The following is an 18,695-nucleotide window of genomic DNA, read 5'->3' as shown; positions in this document are numbered from 1 at the left end:
TCACCTCATTTTGCAGATTTAGAATGTGCTTCAATGACTTTTAGCACTTCTTGATAAAATATACTCGCATCAAATTTCGTAAGATACGCAGCACCACCAGCTTCTTTGCTCTTGATTTCGCTAAAATCATTACTCAATGAGGAGTTAAATACTATTGGAACCTCTTTAAATCTTTCATCATTTTTAAGAGTTGAAGCAAAGCGGTATCCATCCATCTGTGGCATTTCGATATCGCTTAATATGACTCTAAGCTCTTTTGATAGGTTGTCTCCGTATCTCTGATAAAGCTCTTCCATTCTCTCCAAGCCCTCAACGCCGTTTTTAGCCTCAACCACGCTAAGTCCCATTTTCTCAAGTGCGTCTTTTACCAGTTTTCTAGCAGTCGAGCTATCATCTAAAACCAAAGAAACACCTTTTAATTTTTGATCATCTGTTACATCAAATTCGATCTTTGGCGAGTAAATTCCAAGCTCTTCTACTATGCTTTCAAGATCAAGAATAAGCAAAACTTCATCATTTTCTATTCTTGTTACGCCTGTTATTTTGCCTTTGTCTAAAGCGCCAGAACCTGAAGCAAAATTTGCAGGCTCGATATCTTTCCAGCTTATACGCCTGATCCTTTTTGCCTCATGGACGATAAAACCGATCAAAATACCGCTAAACTCAGCAATAATAACACGTGGCTTTATAACTACGCCTTCGGTTGGCTCGATAATATTCATCCATCTTGCCAAATTTATGACAGGGATCACCACGCCCCTTAAATCAAAAATTCCCTCGATATACTCGGGAACGCCAGGAAGCTCTGTAAGATTTGGCATCTTAATGATCTCCCGCACCTTTGCGACATTGACTCCGTATATTCCTTCATATACTTTGTTTTCGGTCTTTTTAAAGATACGAAAATCAACAAGTTCCATCTCGTTTGAGTCCGTTTTTAGTACGTTATCTCCAAACATCAATGTCCTTTCAAACTCATTTTGAGCAAATTTAATTTTTGCTGGGCGTATTCTACAACAAAATAACTTTGCTCGCATGCAAAACAAGGTAAATTTATATAAAATCTATCATAAATATTAAATTGCTTGCCTTGATGATAGTGTCCTTCTATTATTATATTAGCGTTGTAGCCGCGTAAATGCCTGCTCATCAACTCTTCAAAATTAGGAATTTTGTAGTCTAAATTTTTCTTAGTAAGCCTAGCTAGTATCGCTTTTGATATTTTAAAATGCAAAAATTTATCCAAAGCATTCATAAATTTTAAAAACCATTTTACACGTAAAAATCTAAGTGCGTATTTATCTATAAAAGGTAAAAATATATCACCATGTGCGATCTGGACGCGCTCTTCATTGATCGTCTTAAAATTTGCTGGCTGTGCAGAAATGTCATAGATTTTGACATTTTTGTAGCTTTGCACCTCATGCCCATCCCAAAAATTTCTTGTTTTATTAAATAAATTTGAAAGTCTAAAGTCGTGATTGCCCTCAAAATAAAAGATCTCTATCTTTTCTGAAATTTTATTTATAAGTCTCAAATGCTCGGCGTAGAAATTTACAGTGTACTCACTCTCGCCACTTAAAAAATCAAACATATCACCTAGTAAAAAAATTTGTGGCGGCTCTTTGATCTCCCCGCTATCAACAGCTCTTAAAAATTTTAAAAAGCCATCGCGGTTTACGTTTTCATGCGCATCAGCTATAAAGATTGCACCTTCTTTTATAACAGGGACATATAGATATTCGCTCAAATTTTGCCTTAATTAAAAATTAGCAGAGCCAAAAAGCAGTTTCTGACTCTTTGTCTCATCTTTTTAGTCAAATTTTATAGGCTTATAGCAAATTTTTACAATCTCAACATCGCTTCTGCCTTTTGGTAAATTTAGCACTACCTCATCGCCCTCAGCCTTACCCAAAAGCTGCTTTGCAAGTGGCGAATTTATCGAGATATAGCCTTTGTCGATGTCACTTTCACTAATGCCAACTATCGTATATGTATGCTCTATTTCGGTTTCCTCGTCCATTATCGTAACACTTGAGCCAAATCTAACTCTATCGTGCTCATAGCTACTTGGATCGATCACTTCAGCATTTGCAAGAAGCGCGCTTAGCTCTGCTATCCTAGCATCTATGAAAGCTTGCTTTTCTTTTGCAGCGTGATACTCAGCATTTTCTTTTAGATCGCCATGGCTTCTTGCGATATCTATCTCAGTTACGATTTGAGGGCGTTGCACCAGCCTTAGATCCTTTAGCTCAGCTTCTATCTTCTCGTATCCATGCATTGTCATTGGTTCACTCATTTTTACTCCATATTTTTTAAAATTTTTACTACATTTTTACTGCTGCCATGCGACAAATACTCTCTCAATTCATCACAGCCTTTTAAAAATTTCTGCCTATCGCAGCTCTCATAAGCTCTTAGCAAATTTTCAGCCGTTGCAAACTCTTGGATAAACTCCTCATGAAGCGGCTCTTTGCCCATGAAATCAAACATTATATTTGCAAGTCCAGCGTGCTTGATCTTTACAAATTTTCTAGCTATAAAAATATCTATTGCTTTTGCCTTATATGCTAGCACAAATGGCGTACCAATGAGCGCTGCTTCAAGAGTAGCCGTACCTGAGCAAACAAAGGCAAAGTCGCTCTCATACAAGGCTTCAGGCGTATTTGAGACGATATCAAAATCACTCACATCGCCATAAATTTCGCCCACTTTATCAAGCAAAAATGGTGGCACGACAAGTAACCTTTTTGCCTCAATATTCTCAGCAAGCTCTCTATAAACTGGTATCAGTCTTGAAATCTCTGACCTTCTTGATCCTGGCAAAAACGCCACTTTGCCACTGCTACTTAGGCTAGTTTTTTTAAGCTTTATCTCATCCATCAAAGGATGTCCCACGTAGGTCGAGCGACTATAAAATTTCGCATCAAATGGTAGGATCGAAGCTAGGTTGTCACAATACCTCTCAACCGCGCTCACTCTTTTTGGCTTCCACGCCCAAACTTGAGGCAAGATGTAGTATGTCACGGCCGTCTTTGCACCAGACTCTTTGATCGCTTTTGCAAGCGGCAGATTAAAAGCTGGACTGTCTATTAAAAGCACGGCATCAGCCTCTTTTGCCATCTGACTCATTTTTTTCATCGCCTTTTTTGCTTTTAAAATGAGCGGCAAAACCTCAACAAAGCCCATCGCAGAAAACTCGCTGCTTTTCATATATGGCGTGCCAAGCTCTTCGCTAAAAATTCCCATTAGCTCAAATTCGCCCTCGAAATTTTTCAAAATTTCTTTTAAATGCAAATTTGCCGACGGCTCAAGAGCGGAGACTAAAATTTTCATTTACACACTTTCATCAGGTCTTTTTTTAGGGGCATTATACGCAAAAATTCTTTAAAATTTTAAGAAAGCTGTGATAAAATCCAAGCCTTTAAAGGATAAAATTTGAAAGAAATTTTGATAACAAATGACGATGGATTTGAAGCGACTGGCTTGCTTGCTTTAAAAGAGGCTTTAAGCGAGCTAGATGGCGTAAATGTCACGATCGTAGCTCCAAGCTCTGAAAAATCAGCCTGCGCTCACTCGCTAACTCTCACAAGGCCACTTAGATTTATAAAACTTGATGATAACTTTTTTAAACTTGACGATGCAACGCCCAGCGACTGCATCTATCTCGCACTTCACGCACTTTATAACAAAAAGCCAGACCTTGTAATAAGCGGCATAAATCACGGGGCAAATTTAGGCGAGGATATCACCTACTCTGGCACGTGTGGAGCAGCGATGGAGGGGGTTTTGCAAGGCATTAGAAGTATCGCTTTTTCGCAGTTTTATGCAAACAACTCGCTAAATGAACTTGGCTTTAATCTAGCAAAAGAGGTGGTGAAATTTATCGTGCCAAAGGTGCTAGAGGGTGAAATTTCGCTAAATCAAAGGGAATTCCTAAATGTAAATATCCCGGCTGTAACTAGCAAAAATTTCAAAGGCTACACCGTCGTCCCAGCTGGCAAACGCACCTACGCCACGCATGCTACGCTTAATCGCAACCCAAGAGGCATCGAGTACTACTGGCTTGGAAACGCCGCACTTGAATACGAAAAAGGCGAGCCAAGCGACATCAGCAAGGTAAATGAGGCTTTGCCACGATAACGCCCATAAAACTAAATATGACTTCATACGAGAGCTTGGAGAGCTTAAAAGGGAAATTTGATGCAAAATGATAGATTTACAAGGATAAGATGGCTCTTTGGCGAGGATGGTTTTAGCAGGCTTCAAAGCGCAAAAGTGCTAGTTTGTGGAGCTGGTGGTGTGGGTGGAATGTGTGTGGATGCGCTTGCTAGAAGTGGGGTTGGGCACATCACTTTAATCGATAAAGATATCTTTGACATAACAAATCAAAATCGCCAAATTTACAGCGAAAACGTGGGCGGCGTAAAGGTGGAGGAATTTGCCAAAATTTATCCTTGTATCACGCCTATTCAGACGCTGATCACGCCAGAATTTATTGCTGGATTTGACTTTAGTAAATTTGACGTAGTGATCGATGCGATCGATGACATCACCGCCAAGATCGCCCTTGCAAATGCGGTAGATCCTAGCAAATTTATAGCCTCTATGGGTGGGGCAAAAAGGGTTGATCCAACCAAGATAAAGGTGGCTAGCGTATGGAAAACTTCGATCGATCCACTAGCTAGAAAATATAGATATGAGCTCAAAAGATCAGGCTTTAGCAGTAAATTTGACGTGGTCTTTTCGACAGAAGAGCCACTTTGCAAGCCACTTGGAAGCTTCATGGGCGTGACTGCTTGCTTTGGACTAAATTTAGCTTCACTGGCTGTTAAAAAGATAGTTGGGTAGTAAGTCGCGGTCTAAACTCTATCAAATTTTAAAATTTACGAGCGAGCATATCACGCCTCTAAATTTAGTAAATTGCTAAGGCGAGTGAGTAAAGATTTTAAAATTTGTAAAGATAGTAAAATCTATTTTTTTAAATAAAGACTTTAAATTTTAAAAATTTATATATTTTTTGGATTAAATTTAAAATAGCTAGCTGCAAATTTAGCAGCCAGCTAAAATTTTAGTTTTTATGTATGCGAAGGTAGCTATTTAGTGCGCCAACATAGGCTTTTGCGCTTGCCATCATAGTATCTATATCAAGTCCATGTCCTATTACAGCCGTTTTGCCCTCAAACTCGACCCTTACATCAACCTTTGCAAGTGCATCCTTGCCTTGAGAAACAGACGCCACTTTATAGTCTTTTAGCGTGCCGCTAATGCCACTAATACGATCAACCACCTTAAATATCGCATCAGCAGTACCATTTCCTAGAGCTGAGTCGCTAATAATCTCATCATTGTGTTTTATGCTAATTGAAGCACTCGCAAGGCTTCCGCCGCTACTTTGAAGAAGAGCCGTGATCTCATAAGCTTGTGGAATTTTTGTAATCTCTTCAGCCACAAGAGCCCTAATATCGTCATCAAATATCTCTTTTTTCTTATCAGCTAGCTCTTTAAATTTTTCAAATGCCTTATTAAGAGCATCGCTATCAAGGTCAAATCCAAGGCTAGCAAGCTTATCTTTAAACGCGTGGCGACCACTATGCTTACCTAAAACAAGAGAATTTTTCTCAAGGCCTATGCTCTCGGCGCTAATTATCTCATAGGTCTCTTTGTGTTTCAGCACACCGTCTTGATGTATGCCACTCTCATGAGCAAAAGCGTTTTTACCAACGATAGCTTTATTTGGTTGAGGCTCAATGCCTATAATACTAGCAATCAGTCTTGAAGTTGGATAAATTTCTTTTGAGATAATGTCTGTATAAAGTGGAGCAAAGACGTCTTTGCGGGTTTTGATAGCCATCACGATCTCTTCAAGCGCAGCATTTCCAGCACGCTCACCTATGCCATTTATCGTACCTTCAACCTGCCTTGCACCAGCTTTTATGGCCGCTAACGAGTTTGCTGTAGCCATGCCTAAGTCATTGTGATTATGCACAGAGATTATCGCTCTATCGCCTACAAATTTTACTATTTCACTAATGCGAGCAGTTATCTCTTCAGGATATAAATAACCAACCGTATCAGGGATATTTAAAGTTTTTGCACCCGCATTTATGGCAGCATCACAAATTTCTTTTAAAAAGCTCATTTCACTTCTACAAGCGTCCTCGCAACTAAACTCCACATCATCGCAAAAGGTTTTTGCGTATTTTATAGACTCTATTGCACGTTTTATTACTTCATCTGGGCTCATTTTTAGCTTGTACTCCATATGAATTGGGCTTGTTGCTATAAATGTATGAATTCTCTTATTTTTAGCTGGAGCTAATGCCTCGCCAGCTGCCTTGATATCACGCTCAACTGCACGTGCAAGAGAGCAAACCGTGATATTTGAGGCTTGCTTTGCTATTTGATTTACCGCATCAAAATCCCCTGGGCTTGCTGCTGCAAATCCGGCCTCCATAACATCCACACCAAGCCTTTCAAGCTGAAGTGCAATCTGTAGTTTTTCAGCTGTATTCATCGATGCACCAGGCTTTGCTCACCATCTCTTAAAGTCGTATCAAAGATTATAATTTTATTTTTATCCATTTTTGTCCTTTTTTATTTTTTATATTTAAATTTTAAATTTGATGAGTTAAGTAAAGAGAAATTTGCTACCTAAGTAGCAGCAGTAGAGAGTTTTTGATTTCGATTTTTGGTAAAAATTTACGTGATTTTATGACGCCATTTTCGCTCATTCGCTCTCCTTTTTTTTGGAATTTTTACTAAACATTATAGTGGCTCTTACTATGCCATAAAGCATATAGACGCTCATAACCAAAGTCGCACTTTCAAATGGATATAGATAAAGCATCGAAAATGCAACTACAAGAGCTACTAAAATTCTTATCACATGGGTTTGTTTTAAATTTATTTTTTTAAAACTTGGATAGCGGATGTTGCTAACCATTAAAGCTGCCAAAGTAGCTTCAAGTAGCATCAAGCACCACTCAAATCCCTCTAAAAAAGTATAGTCGATATAAATTCCAACCCAAAGTACGCTCACAATAGCTGCTGATGGTATAGGAAGTCCGATAAAAACATTTGGCTCATATGTACCAGTAGTGACATTAAAACGAGCAAGTCTGATAGCTCCAAAAACCACAAACATAGCAGCTATAAGTGCCCCAAATCTACCAAAATTTTTACCAATAGTCAAATAAAATAAAATCGCTGGCGCTACACCGAAAGCAACAAGATCTGCAAGGCTATCAAACTCTACGCCAAATTTGCTAGTTGTCTTTGTAAGTCTAGCCACACGCCCATCAAGTCCATCTAAAATAAGCGATAAGATTATATAAATAATGGCTTTAAAATAGTTACCTTGAATAGATGAAATAATGCTAATAACACCTAAAAAAGCGCTAGCTGCTGTAAATAAATTTGGCAAGATATACATTAGTTGCATCTTTTGTATGTTATTCATCTCTTTTTACCTCTTCAAAATATCCCAAAAGTGAAGCAGCCTTTACGCTTTCTCCGACGCTTACACATATCTTAGTATCTCTTGGTAGGTATAAAATCACCTCACCACTTCCTAAAAAACCAAATTTTCTAGATGCTTTTAGGCTAGTAACATTTGAAATTTCTAAACTTCGACTGAAAGCTCCAGCTATAATTTTCATAACAAATTTTATATTTTCTTTTTCAAAGCGAATAATCGCTCTTTCATTTAAAAATTCTGAAATTTTCATAGCTTGACACAAAAATAAGCCATGTCTTTTGCGTATTTCAGCTACTTTTACATCACTTACAGCCCTTAATGTACCAACATCAAAAAAAGATTTTTTTATTACGATCTTAGCTACTTCATTATTATCAAAATTTGAAGCACTAATCTCTTTTATCTTACCATCAATCGGCGATAGTAAAGCCAATTTATCATCAGAAAATGGCTCTCTCTCAGGATCTCTAAAAAAATAAAGTCCCAAAAAAAGTAAAATAGCAAAAAGCAGTGGCAAGATTCCAAACAGCAAAGATAAAACAAATAAAATTAGAAAAAATAATATAAATTTATATCCTGCTTTCGCGATATAGCCACTCATTTTTATTCCTCTTTTTTACTCTTTTCGTCTTCTTCGGTCTCTACAAGTCTGCTCTCTAGACTATTTTCGATCTCATAGTTTTTAACGATCTCTCTAACTCTTTTTCCTTCGATTGTTTCTTCTTCATAAAGTGCTGATACCATATTTTCAATAGCACCTTTATAAATTTCAAGCAAACCAAGCACAGCTGTGTATCTTTCATGAAGAAGCGTTTTTACAAACTCATCAACCTTTTCAGCCATCTTATCACTGTAATCTTTGATGCTTTGACCACCATTTAAAAACGTAGCACGTTGCTTTTCAAGTACCATAAGACCGGCGACATCGCTCATACCATACATACTAACCATAGCTTTTATGATATCAGTCGCACGCTCTAGGTCGTTGCTAGCTCCGGTTGAAATTTCTTTAATAAACACCTCTTCAGCTGCTCTACCAGCCAAAAGTACATCCACTTCTGCAAGTAGTTCATGTTTTTGCATCATAAATTTATTCTCTTCAGGTGTATTTAGAGTATAGCCAAGTGCCGCAAGACCACGTGGTACGACTGAGACTTTTGTTACCCTTTTTGCACCTTTTGTTAGCTCAGCTATCAAGGCATGACCGCACTCATGATAAGTGACGATCCTTTTTTCTTTTGGATTTACGCGGCGAGACTTTTTCTCAAGTCCAGCGATTGATCTCTCGACAGCCTCTACAAGATCAGCCTGCTCAACAAAAGTCTTTGACTTACGTCCTGCAAGAAGTGCAGCCTCATTTATAATATTTTCAAGATCAGCGCCAGCTAAACCAGTAGTAAGCCTTGCGATATCCTCAATATTTACATCTTTGCCAATCTTTACATCTTTCATGTGAACTTTTAAAATATCGCAGCGTCCTTTAAAATCAGGCTTATCAACAAGCACTTGCCTATCAAATCTACCTGGTCTTAAAAGCGCAGCATCTAAAACTTCAGGTCTATTTGTAGCAGCTATAACAATGACTGGTGATTTATCCGCATCAAAGCCGTCCATCTCAGAAAGAAGCTGATTTAGCGTCTGCTCTCTCTCGTCATTGCCACCCATTGGACCAGAATTTCTACTTTTACCGATCGCATCGATCTCATCTATAAAAACGATCGCTGGAGCCTCTTTTTTAGCATTTTCAAAAAGATCTCTAACTCTACTTGCTCCAACACCGACAAACATCTCTATAAAGCTTGATGCCGACATAGAGAAAAATGGCACACTAGCCTCGCCTGCGACTGCTCTTGCAAGAAGTGTTTTACCTGTGCCCGGAGGACCAACTAGCAAAATTCCCTTTGGAATTTTCGCCCCAAGTCTTAGGTATTTATCAGGACTTTTTAGATAATCAACTATCTCTTGAACCTCTTCTTTTGCCTCTTCAACGCCTGCGACATCGTCAAATTTAACTTTTGGTTTTTCAGAATTTATAAGTTTTTTTGCACTTCCGATACCAAGTATGCCGCCGCCAATATTCTTTTGCATACGACTAGCAATAAACATCCAAATAGCAAAAAATATAAATACCGGGATGATCCATGAAAATATAAGATCACCAAACCAGTTATTTTCGCTATAAACACTATAAGTTATGCCATTTTGCTCAAGTATGCCAATGAGTGTTGGATCATTTATACGCTTTGCGAGGTAGATGGTTTTGTCATTACCAACGCCTTTTATCGTGGTTTCAGATATCGCAACTTCATTTAGTTGCTTATTTTTTAACATATCTTTAAACTCAGAATAAGCTACCATTTTACTCTGAGCATTACTATTTAGCCCAAAAGAGCCACCAAGTCCGTCTCCACTAAAGCTTCTAAAAGCTAAAACTATAACTATTGCAAAAATGGCAAAAATAAAAATAGGATTTTTATTAAAAAAACCGTTATTGTTGCCATTGTTTTGGTTATTATTTTGGTTATTCATCTATTTCCTTATAAACAAAGCTACTCCAATCGTTACTTTGTTTTATCTCAATTAGCTCCAAATCCTTAAATGTATCTTTAATCCTATCTTCGTATTTGTTTAAAATTCCTGACAATACCAAGTAGCCGCCTTTTTTAAGCGATTTTTTTAAGTCATTTGAGAGCATAAAAATGACATCAGCAATGATATTTGCTACGACAATGTCATATTTTTGCTCTAAATTCGCGATAGAGCCTGTCCAAATTTTATTAAATTTAACCTCATTTAACTCGGCGTTGCTAATTGAGCTTTGCGTGGCTTGCTCGTCTGTATCACAAGCATCGACCTTACAGCCAAGCTTTGCCAGGGCAATACTTAAAATTCCACTTCCGCAGCCCACGTCTAAAGTAGTATTGCCACTTTTTGCATATTTTTGTAAAAGTTGCAAGCAAGAATTTGTACTTTCATGATGCCCTGAACCAAAAGCTAGAGCTGGGTCGATTATGATATTTGTTACGCCATTAAGTGGCTCTTCCCAGCTAGGTCTAACATAAATTTTATCAACCAAAATAGGCTTAACTGCCTTTTTATATTCACCTAGCCAGTCTTTATTTTCTTTTAAATTAAGAGAAATTTTTAAATCATTTGAAATTTTACGAACACTAGAGAGCCCTTTTGCATACTCTTCAATACCCCAAGCTATATCTTTTAGATCATACTCTTCCCTGATGATGATCTCGTGATCTAGCTCTTCAACACAGGTAACTCCAAAAGAGAAAACTAGCTCTAAAATTTCATCATAAAAATTTGATGTTTTTATACTTAATTCGTAAAATTTATCTTTCATTAACCAAGGACGTCTTCAAGCTTCTCTTTTAAAACTTGTGGCGTAAAAGGTTTAACGATGTAGTTATTAACACCTGCTTTTAAAGCTGTTATAACTTCGGCTTTTCCGCCTTCTGTTGTTACCATTATGATAGGCATATCAACATACTTCTGCTCTGCTCTTACCTTTTTAACAAGCTCAAGACCATTCATCTCAGGCATATTCCAGTCAGTGATAAGAACTTCGATACCTTCATTTTGAGTTAAGATATTCCAAGCCTCAAGACCGTGCTCAGCCTCAAGAATTTCTTGATGTCCTAACCTTTGTAAAGTATTTTTTATGATTCTTCTCATTGTTGAACTGTCATCTACAACCAAAATCTTCACATAATATCCTTTTAGTAAAAATTGCCCTATTCTAGCTAATTTAAATTTATAAAAGCTTTAACGCTATCTAAGTAGTTTAAAGACCTCTTTTAGGTCAAGCAACCCCTCATAGTAGGCTTTCCCAACTATTACGCCACTAATCTCATTTGTGGCTTTTAGCATCAAAATATCATTTATATCACTCACGCCACCACTTGCTATCGTCTCAAGCTTGCTATTTCTAGCTATTTGCAAGCTAAACTCAACATTAACTCCGCCAAGCATTCCATCCTTGTTAATATCGGTGCAAATCACAGCTTCCACACCAACATCTGCAAATTTTCTTGCAAGATCGACTGCTTTTATATTTGAGATCTCACCCCAACCTTGTACGGCCACGTAGCCATCTTTTGCGTCAATGCCGACTACAACTCTATAAATTTCAGCCATTTTTGCTGTAAATTCTGGATCTCTAAGAGCAACTGAGCCAAGGATCACTCTGCTAACTCCAAGATCTAAATAGCGTTTTATTCGCTCTTCATCTCTTATGCCGCCACCCACTTGGACGCTTAAATTTGTAGCCTTTGTAATCTTTTCAATTGTTTTAAAATTTATCGTCTCTCCAGCAAATGCACCGTCTAAATCAACCACATGAAGCCATTTTGCGCCATAATCTTCAAATCTCTTAGCAAGTTCACTTGGCTCGTTGCTATAAATTTTTGCACTTTGCATAAGACCTTTGCTAAGTCTAACTGCTTGTCCCTCTTTTAAATCAATCGCTGGAAAAATTTCCATCATAACCTCGCAAAATTCTCTAAAATTTTAAGTCCAGCTTCATGACTTTTTTCTGGATGAGGCTGAAAGCCAAAGATATTTTCATGCCAAACCGCACTTGTAAATTCATATCCATAAGTCGTCTTTGCCAGTGCAAATTTATCATCACAAACCACATGATAGCTATGTACAAAATATAAATACTCAAGCTTTTTTAGTCCTAAATTTAATGGACTATTTTGCTTAAATTCCAAAGCGTTCCAACCAATATGGGGTATTTTTAATGGCTTATCGAAATTAGTTTCATTAAATTTTACAACCTCGCCAGGCAAAAGAGAAAGTCCCTCATGCTCGCCAAACTCAAAACTTCGCTCAAATAAAAGCTGCATGCCAAGACAAATACCAATAAAAGCTTTGCCGCTTTTTACAGCTTCTTTTACGGCTTCATCCATGCCATTATTTTTTAGCTTTGTCATCGCCTCACCAAAAGCTCCAACGCCTGGCAAAACGATGTGAGAGTACTCTTTTAAACTATCAGGCTCACTTACTAAAACGCACTCATGTCCAAGAAATTTAAAAGCATTTATCACGCTTTTGATATTGCCCGCACCATAATCAATAATAGCGATCATCTGTTCTCTTGTCTTTTTACGCTGAAAAGATAAAAGCTAAGTGCCGCCATTAGCATCGCCACGCCGCCTATTAGATAGATAGCGTTTATGATATTTTCAGGTGCAGTAATAGCAAATTTAAAGACTAGCATAAGCGCTTCGATCGCAAGTGCAATGATAATTGAGCCGATAAATCTCACCATCGTCTTATAAATAACGCTATTTTCTTCTTGATTTTTACCTAAAACCTCTTCTTCAAATATCGTCTTAACAAGATCAAAAATGGCAAGAGCTAGCGTTAAAATGATGGTTGATTCAAAAATTTCTTCGACATTTATATGCTCGATACTTTTTGAGATAAAGCTCTTTACCCCGTGCCAAAATAAAAATGCACAAATCATAAAAAGTGATGCACAAAAGAGCGCATAGACTGTCTTTAAAAATCTACCAAAATGCTCCTCGACAAAGCCGCTATCGACCATATTTAGGATATTTTCTAGGCTTATGTCGATACAAGCGATAAATTTAAGCTTATTTTTTTCGTTATAGATAGGCACACTTGCTGTGACGCATAAACCTCCATTTAAACTTGATGGATATGGATCGCTTAAAACGCACCTTTTCTCACGCACTGCAGTGTAATAGTATGCCTTGTTTGCGCGGTTTTCGCCTTTTGGAATTTTATACTTTTCATTTAGACTGATAGAGTCTTCGATCTGTATGCCATTTTCATCTAAGATGTATAGTGCATCAAAATTTTCTATCTCGTTGCTGATCTTATCAAAGCCAGCTTTTATGTTTTCTAAGCACACTCCAGGCAGTCTGTTTGTTAAATTTCTACTAAATAAATAGCAGATATACGCCCTTACCTTGTACCTCGTGTCACTAAATCTCTTAATATCTTTTATAACCAAAACTAGCCTTTTAAATTTAGCGCATGATTAAACTCAGGCACAATCACCTTAAGTGTAGGTGCGATCTCATTATCCTCAAGCTGCAAAAGCTCACTTATCTGCGAGTTTAAAAGTGCCAAATCGTAAGGCTCTGAATGTGTCACAAAGATCGACTCATACTTGGTTTGCACATCATCTTTGTTAATAAGTAGCTCTTCATAAAGCTTCTCACCTGGTCTAAGACCTACAAATTCTATACCCAAATGCTCTTTATTTGAAAGAAGAAGCATCTTTTTAGCAAGATCAACTATCTTAACAGGCTCGCCCATATCAAGTACGAAAAGCTCTCCACCTTTTGCGATAGAGGCTGCTTGAAGGACTAGCTGGCATGCTTCAGACGTAAGCATAAAGTACCTTGTGATCTCTGGGTGAGTAACACTTAGTGGCTTATTTGCGGCAATTTGTGCTTTAAATTTCGGTATAACAGAACCACTTGAGCCAAGGACATTTCCAAAGCGCACGCAAACTATCTCACACACGCCAGCTTCATTTGAATTTAAAGCATAAAGCTCACAAACACGCTTAGTTGTGCCCATTATATTTGTTGGGCGTACGGCCTTGTCTGATGAGATCATGACAAATTTTTTAACGCCATATTTTTTTGAAAGATCGACAGCATTTTTTGTGCCAAGGATATTATTTTCGACAGCCGAGCGAGGGTTTAACTCACAAAGCGGCACATGTTTATATGCTGCTGCGTGGATAACAATCTCAGGTTCAAAGTCAGCAAAAACTTCTTCAAAATCCTTTAAATTTGTGATATTTACAAGCTTACTGATAGTCCTTTTATCTTTTGTATCTTCGCCTATTTTATAAAGGTTAAACTCACTGTGCTCAACCATAATAAGCTCGCTTACTCCAAATTTTAAGCACTGCTTACAAATTTCACTTCCTATGCTACCACCAGCTCCAGTAACAAGCACTTTTTTGTCTTTTAAAAAATTTGAGATGGCTTCAGGATTTAGGTCTTTTGGCTTCCTAGCGAGCAAGTCTTCGATAGAGATATCCTTGATCGGCTCGTTTTCGATAAGCGAAAATAGCTTCATATCTCTTATGCCATATCCAGTTAGTTCATCAACTAAAGCTTGAAGCCCATCTTGATCAAGTGCAAGTGCGATAATAGCGGTCTTTACATCGTAGTCTTTTATCAAATTTGGTATCTCTTTTTTATCTTGCACTAAGAAACCATCACAATAAGTGCCCACAAGATCACTCCTGCCATCTACCACGCCAACTGCGTAATAGTCAAGATACCCTTGCTTTAAGCCACGCAAAACGTGAAGTGCTTTTGAGGTAGCACCTATAACAACACAAGGCTCACCTTTGTGAGGTTTGTTTGAAAAGTCAAGCACCATGCGCTTTGAAATTCTCAAAAGTCCAATAAGTAGGCATGAAATTAGAAGATCGATGAAAATAACACTTCTTGGGTATGGATTAAAGAAGTCTTGTATTATGAAAAATATGATCGTAAACAAAACCGCTGAGCAAACGTGAGCTAAGAAAATTTTTCTAGCCTCATTTAGTCCAAAAAATCTCCACGGCACCTTGTAAATTTTAAACATCCATAGAAAAAATAGCTTAAAAATAATCAAAAATCCAGCCGTTACAAAAAGGCCCTGAACGTAGATGTCTGGGATGTTTGCGTTAAATCTCAAAAGATAAGCCGCATATATCGAAAACGTAAATATAAAAACATCGCCAATAAGGAAAAATATAAGCCTTTTTAACTTTGTCGCATGAAACATTTAAGCGTTTTCCTTGACTAGTTTGACCACTTTTGCTTGCGTTTCCTCGCTCATATCGCTACCGCTTGGCAAACAAATTCCTCTTGAAAATAGATCTTCACTGCAACCATCGATAAAGCTTAGCGCGCCCTTAAATACTGGCTGCATGTGCATAGGCTTCCAAAGTGGACGGCTCTCGATATTTTGATCAGCTAGTGCTTTTATAACCTTTAAATGCGCATCTTTTTTAGCAAAAACGCCAGTTGTGAGCCATCTGTTGCCACGAGAATCTGCTAGCTCTGGCATAAATTCTAAAACGTCACCAAGCTCTTTTTCATAAATTTCAAATACTTTTCTCTTTTGCTCAACTCTTTTTTCTAAAACTTCCATCTGTGCCACGCCAATAGCGCCTAGAACGTTGCTTAAACGGTAGTTGTAGCCATAGTCTTTGTGCTCGTAGTGAAGTAGCGGCTCTCTTGCTTGAGTGCTGTAAAACCTAGCTTTTTCCACAAATTCACTATCTCCAACCAACACGCCGCCACCTGAAGTGGTGATGATCTTGTTGCCATTAAAACTATATGCACCCATCACGCCAAATGTGCCAAGCGCCTTGCCGCCGTAAAATCCACCAAGCGCTTCAGCTGCATCCTCGACCAAAGCGATACCCTCGTTTTGGCAAATTTCGCAAATTTCTTTCATCTTTGAAGCTTGGCCGTAAAGATGTGTGACGACTAATGCCTTTGGCTTTTTAGGTAAATTTGATATCGCTTTTTTTAGTAGCTCTGGGCTTAAATTCCAGCTCTCGTCGCTATCTATAAAGACCGGAGTTGCTTTTTCGTAAAGTATAGGCGAGACTGAAGCCATAAAAGTAAAACTAGAAGCCAGCACAAAGTCGCCCTCTTTTACGCCAAGGACGCGAAGTGCTAGGTGAAGCGCCGCAGTTCCTGCAGATAGCGCTAGCGCATCTTTAGCGCCAGTGTAGTTTTTTATACTTTCTTCAAATTTATTTACATACTCACCAAGTGGCGCTATATAGTTGCTTTCAAAAACTTTTTTTATATATTCCTGCTCTTTTCCACTCATGTTTGGCGGAGATAAAAAAACCCTATCCATGTTCATACCTTTCGTGATTTTTTAGCGATTTTAGCACTTATTTTTAAATTTTATATCTTGCCACGCTCGCACGCTGGCACTCCGTAAACCTTCACACCATCTTTTATATCTCTTACGACCACACTTCCAGCGCCGATGATGCAGTTGCCACCGATGCTTATACCTTGAATGACACTTGAGCCAATGCCAACATGCGTAAATTCTCCCACGCTCACATTTCCAGCAAGGGCTGTGTTTGGGCTGATGTGAGCAAATTTACCTATCACACACTCATGCTCTATCACCGCGCCAGAGTTTATGATAGCGCCTTCTTTTATGCAAGCTTTTGCGTTTATCACGGCATTTGGCATGACGACCACACCTTTTTCTATCACGGCACTCTGGCTCACAACTGCGCTTTTATGGATCAAAGTTACTATCTCAAAGCCAGCGGACTCTACCCTTTGGCTGATTTTTTGCCTTGTTTTGTTTTCGCCAATGGCTATTATGATATCAGCTTTTTCAAGCTCTGGGCTAAATTTAAACTCACTAGCATCATCCAAAAAAACTATCTCGTCATAGCCATTATTTCTAGCGATATCAGCGACTACAAGGCCATGACCACTCGCTCCGTAGATGTAAATTTTCTTAGTTTTTGCCATTAAATTTCTCCGTCGTTGCCTGCCCCTCTTTGCTTACGCCACTTCGTTTTAGCACCTTTTCGATAGTCTGTAAGGCAATCTTTACGTCAAGCATAAAGCTTAAATTCTTAGCGTAATAGACGTCGTACTCAAATTTTTTCTCCCAGCTTATGGCGTTTCTACCATTTACCTGTGCTAGGCCTGTGATACCAGGGCGCACGTCGTGGCGGTGCTTTTGCATTTCGTTGTAAATGGGTAGATACTCGACCAAAAGCGGCCTTGGCCCAATGAAGCTCATATCACCCTTTAGCACGTTAAATAGCTGTGGCAGCTCATCGAGGCTAAGTGAGCGGATCAGCTTGCCAAATTTACCAAGACGCTGTTCATCTGGCAAGAGCTCGCCGTTTGCGTCACGCTCGTCACTCATCGTCTTAAATTTATAAATTTTAAAAATTTTCTCATTAAGACCTGGTCTTGCCTGAGTGAAAATGACGTCGCGGCTTACTTTAAAGTAGGTAAAGATCGCCGTTGCTATGATGATGGGCGATGTTAAAATAAGCAAAAACAAAGCCCCCAAAATATCAACCGCCCTCTTTAAAAAATTTCTATACATCTATAAATTTCCTATAAATTTCTATATATCTTTTTGCGATTTGCTTCTCGTCAAACTCGCTTACTGCCCAGTCCCTGCCATTTTGTCCAAGCTTAGCGCAAAGCTCCTCATCATCAAGCAAAATTTTGACCTTTTCTGCTAAGTCATTTGCGTCTTTTACCTTGCATAAAAGTCCGTTGTAACCATCTTTTACAGCTTCATTGCAGCCTGTCACGTCACTTGCAACGACTGCTTTAGCCATGCTCATCGCCTCTAAAACCGTTCTTGGAAAGCCCTCTTTATAGCTAGGAAGTGCCAGCAGATAAGAGGCCTTTAAAAGCTGCGGTATGTCATTTCTAGCACCAAGATAACACACTTTACCACCTTTTAAAAAGGCCTCGTCTGCGGTTGATTTATTACCAGCAAAGCCCTCGCCCACAAAGACAAATTTGCAGTTTTTATAGCCATTTAAAATTTCTGCCGCCTCGTAAAATTCACGAACACCCTTGTGCCACATCGCCCTTGCGATCATCAAAATGACCTTTTTTTCACCAAGGTCAGCCGGCTGCGTGATAGCTGGGTCAAATTTAGCAGTATCCACGCCGACACTTTTTATGCGGTACACTTTGCTTTTGTCTATCAAATTTCTTGAGATCAGATAGTCTGGATCTGCGTCATTTACGAAGATGCAAGCATCAGCCTTTGCAAAAGAGAGCTTATAAAGGCTCTCCATGACAAAACGCACGGCCTTTGTCTTAATATCATCATCGATATAAAAGCTACCAAGGCCTTCAACCAAATTTATCACGTGCTTTATGCCAGCGTTTTTAGCGGCAAACGTGCCAAAGACATTTGACTTGTGAGCGCCAGTTTGCAGCAGGTCTAAATTTAGCTCACCTAAAATTTGAGATAGTTTTTTAGAGTTATTTATCACAGTTAGTGGATTTAGGCTAGCCTTATCAAGCTCGTAAGTGACAGTGTGAAAACTTTTAGCAAGCTCGCCAGTGAAGTCGCCTTTTGGGGCGATAGCAAAAACCTCATGACCCATATCTTTTAAAGCCTGCATAATAGGCCGTCTAAAAAAGTGTATACTCATGTCAGCGTGGCTTAAAAACCCTATCCTTGCCAT

18 protein-coding genes and 2 pseudogenes are annotated in these 18,695 nt (G+C 38.6%); 2 read left to right on the top strand and 18 right to left on the bottom strand.

What is annotated here, in order from left to right; translation table 11 throughout:
• Positions 1–5: 5 nt before the first annotated feature.
• The 4 genes from A3835_07070 to A3835_07055 form a co-directional block, all read right to left on the bottom strand.
• The gene (locus A3835_07070; protein ID ORI07326.1) at positions 6–959 is read right to left on the bottom strand and encodes a fused signal transduction protein/response regulator; all 954 of its coding nucleotides are present in this window, start codon (positions 957–959) and stop codon (positions 6–8) included.
• A complete protein-coding gene (locus A3835_07065) occupies positions 959–1,750 on the bottom strand; it encodes a UDP-2,3-diacylglucosamine hydrolase (GenBank protein ORI07325.1) in 792 nt (263 codons plus the stop codon). The genes A3835_07070 and A3835_07065 overlap by 1 nt, the downstream gene beginning before the upstream one ends.
• A 63-nt stretch (positions 1,751–1,813) precedes the next feature.
• Positions 1,814–2,299 carry a transcription elongation factor GreA gene (locus A3835_07060; GenBank protein ID ORI07324.1) on the bottom strand — a complete coding sequence of 162 codons (486 nt, stop codon included), beginning with the start codon at positions 2,297–2,299 and terminating at the stop codon, positions 1,814–1,816.
• 2 nt (positions 2,300–2,301) lie between these two features.
• On the bottom strand, positions 2,302–3,336 hold the full coding sequence (locus tag A3835_07055; GenBank protein ORI07323.1) for an ipid-A-disaccharide synthase: 1,035 nt from the start codon (positions 3,334–3,336) through the stop codon (positions 2,302–2,304).
• Positions 3,337–3,438: 102 nt separating this feature from the next.
• Between A3835_07055 and A3835_07050 the strand changes: the two are divergent.
• Together A3835_07050 and A3835_07045 are read left to right on the top strand one after the other, a co-directional pair.
• Positions 3,439–4,214, top strand: a pseudogene (locus A3835_07050) (5'/3'-nucleotidase SurE).
• The gene (locus tag A3835_07045; GenBank protein ID ORI07322.1) at positions 4,204–4,851 is read left to right on the top strand and encodes a tRNA cyclic N6-threonylcarbamoyladenosine(37) synthase TcdA; all 648 of its coding nucleotides are present in this window, start codon (positions 4,204–4,206) and stop codon (positions 4,849–4,851) included. Before A3835_07050 ends, A3835_07045 begins: the two are co-directional and overlap by 11 nt.
• A gap of 220 nt (positions 4,852–5,071) precedes the next feature.
• Here A3835_07045 and A3835_07040 read toward each other — a convergent pair.
• The 14 genes and pseudogenes from A3835_07040 to A3835_06975 form a co-directional block, all read right to left on the bottom strand.
• Positions 5,072–6,585 (bottom strand): annotated as a pseudogene (locus A3835_07040) (2-isopropylmalate synthase).
• A gap of 145 nt (positions 6,586–6,730) precedes the next feature.
• On the bottom strand, positions 6,731–7,462 hold the full coding sequence (locus A3835_07035) for a CDP-diacylglycerol--serine O-phosphatidyltransferase (protein ID ORI07321.1): 732 nt from the start codon (positions 7,460–7,462) through the stop codon (positions 6,731–6,733).
• Positions 7,455–8,081, bottom strand: a complete 627-nt coding sequence (locus A3835_07030) for a phosphatidylserine decarboxylase (GenBank protein ORI07320.1) — start codon at positions 8,079–8,081, stop codon at positions 7,455–7,457. Before A3835_07030 ends, A3835_07035 begins: the two co-directional genes overlap by 8 nt.
• Positions 8,082–8,083: 2 nt before the next feature.
• Entirely contained in the window at positions 8,084–10,009 is a 1,926-nt protein-coding gene (locus A3835_07025) for a cell division protein FtsH (GenBank protein ID ORI07319.1), read from the bottom strand.
• Entirely contained in the window at positions 10,002–10,835 is an 834-nt protein-coding gene (locus tag A3835_07020; protein ID ORI07318.1) for a ribosomal protein L11 methyltransferase, read from the bottom strand. Before A3835_07020 ends, A3835_07025 begins: the two co-directional genes overlap by 8 nt.
• Complete coding sequence (locus A3835_07015) at positions 10,835–11,200, bottom strand: two-component system response regulator (GenBank protein ORI07317.1); 366 nt, start codon at positions 11,198–11,200, stop codon at positions 10,835–10,837. Before A3835_07015 ends, A3835_07020 begins: the two co-directional genes overlap by 1 nt.
• Positions 11,201–11,263: 63 nt before the next feature.
• Positions 11,264–11,974, bottom strand: a complete 711-nt coding sequence (locus tag A3835_07010) for a 1-(5-phosphoribosyl)-5-((5-phosphoribosylamino)methylideneamino)imidazole-4-carboxamide isomerase (GenBank protein ORI07316.1) — start codon at positions 11,972–11,974, stop codon at positions 11,264–11,266.
• Complete coding sequence (locus A3835_07005; GenBank protein ID ORI07315.1) at positions 11,974–12,585, bottom strand: imidazole glycerol phosphate synthase subunit HisH; 612 nt, start codon at positions 12,583–12,585, stop codon at positions 11,974–11,976. Before A3835_07005 ends, A3835_07010 begins: the two co-directional genes overlap by 1 nt.
• Entirely contained in the window at positions 12,582–13,478 is an 897-nt protein-coding gene (locus A3835_07000) for a hypothetical protein (protein ID ORI07314.1), read from the bottom strand. The genes A3835_07005 and A3835_07000 overlap by 4 nt, the downstream gene beginning before the upstream one ends.
• A gap of 2 nt (positions 13,479–13,480) precedes the next feature.
• Positions 13,481–15,262 (bottom strand): UDP-N-acetylglucosamine 4,6-dehydratase, encoded by a 1,782-nt coding sequence (locus A3835_06995; GenBank protein ORI07313.1) that lies wholly within the window; start codon positions 15,260–15,262, stop codon positions 13,481–13,483.
• Positions 15,263–16,354 (bottom strand): aminotransferase DegT, encoded by a 1,092-nt coding sequence (locus A3835_06990; GenBank protein ID ORI07312.1) that lies wholly within the window; start codon positions 16,352–16,354, stop codon positions 15,263–15,265. It lies immediately after the preceding gene.
• A gap of 50 nt (positions 16,355–16,404) precedes the next feature.
• Entirely contained in the window at positions 16,405–16,995 is a 591-nt protein-coding gene (locus A3835_06985) for an acetyltransferase (protein ID ORI07311.1), read from the bottom strand.
• Positions 16,982–17,587: a UDP-galactose phosphate transferase gene (locus tag A3835_06980; GenBank protein ORI07310.1), complete on the bottom strand. Its 606-nt coding sequence runs from the start codon at positions 17,585–17,587 to the stop codon at positions 16,982–16,984. Before A3835_06980 ends, A3835_06985 begins: the two co-directional genes overlap by 14 nt.
• The gene (locus tag A3835_06975) at positions 17,580–18,695 is read right to left on the bottom strand and encodes a galactosyltransferase (protein ORI07309.1); all 1,116 of its coding nucleotides are present in this window, start codon (positions 18,693–18,695) and stop codon (positions 17,580–17,582) included. The genes A3835_06980 and A3835_06975 overlap by 8 nt, the downstream gene beginning before the upstream one ends.

The organism is Campylobacter concisus, assembly GCA_002092835.1.
In the GTDB taxonomy this organism is placed as follows: domain Bacteria; phylum Campylobacterota; class Campylobacteria; order Campylobacterales; family Campylobacteraceae; genus Campylobacter_A; species Campylobacter_A concisus_K.
This window is presented reverse-complemented; position numbering and strand designations above follow the sequence as displayed.

Coding starts and splice junctions, on each gene's coding strand:
- A3835_07070 (ORI07326.1), bottom strand. CDS start 959: ATGTTTGGAGATAACGTACTAAAAACGGACTCAAACGAGATGGAACTT.
- A3835_07060 (ORI07324.1), bottom strand. CDS start 2,299: ATGAGTGAACCAATGACAATGCATGGATACGAGAAGATAGAAGCTGAG.
- A3835_07055 (ORI07323.1), bottom strand. CDS start 3,336: ATGAAAATTTTAGTCTCCGCTCTTGAGCCGTCGGCAAATTTGCATTTA.
- A3835_07045 (ORI07322.1), top strand. CDS start 4,204: ATGCAAAATGATAGATTTACAAGGATAAGATGGCTCTTTGGCGAGGAT.
- A3835_07035 (ORI07321.1), bottom strand. CDS start 7,462: ATGAATAACATACAAAAGATGCAACTAATGTATATCTTGCCAAATTTA.
- A3835_07030 (ORI07320.1), bottom strand. CDS start 8,081: ATGAGTGGCTATATCGCGAAAGCAGGATATAAATTTATATTATTTTTT.
- A3835_07025 (ORI07319.1), bottom strand. CDS start 10,009: ATGAATAACCAAAATAATAACCAAAACAATGGCAACAATAACGGTTTT.
- A3835_07020 (ORI07318.1), bottom strand. CDS start 10,835: ATGAAAGATAAATTTTACGAATTAAGTATAAAAACATCAAATTTTTAT.
- A3835_07010 (ORI07316.1), bottom strand. CDS start 11,974: ATGGAAATTTTTCCAGCGATTGATTTAAAAGAGGGACAAGCAGTTAGA.
- A3835_07005 (ORI07315.1), bottom strand. CDS start 12,585: ATGATCGCTATTATTGATTATGGTGCGGGCAATATCAAAAGCGTGATA.
- A3835_06995 (ORI07313.1), bottom strand. CDS start 15,262: ATGTTTCATGCGACAAAGTTAAAAAGGCTTATATTTTTCCTTATTGGC.
- A3835_06990 (ORI07312.1), bottom strand. CDS start 16,354: ATGGATAGGGTTTTTTTATCTCCGCCAAACATGAGTGGAAAAGAGCAG.
- A3835_06985 (ORI07311.1), bottom strand. CDS start 16,995: ATGGCAAAAACTAAGAAAATTTACATCTACGGAGCGAGTGGTCATGGC.
- A3835_06980 (ORI07310.1), bottom strand. CDS start 17,587: ATGTATAGAAATTTTTTAAAGAGGGCGGTTGATATTTTGGGGGCTTTG.
- A3835_06975 (ORI07309.1), bottom strand. CDS start 18,695: ATGGCAAGGATAGGGTTTTTAAGCCACGCTGACATGAGTATACACTTT.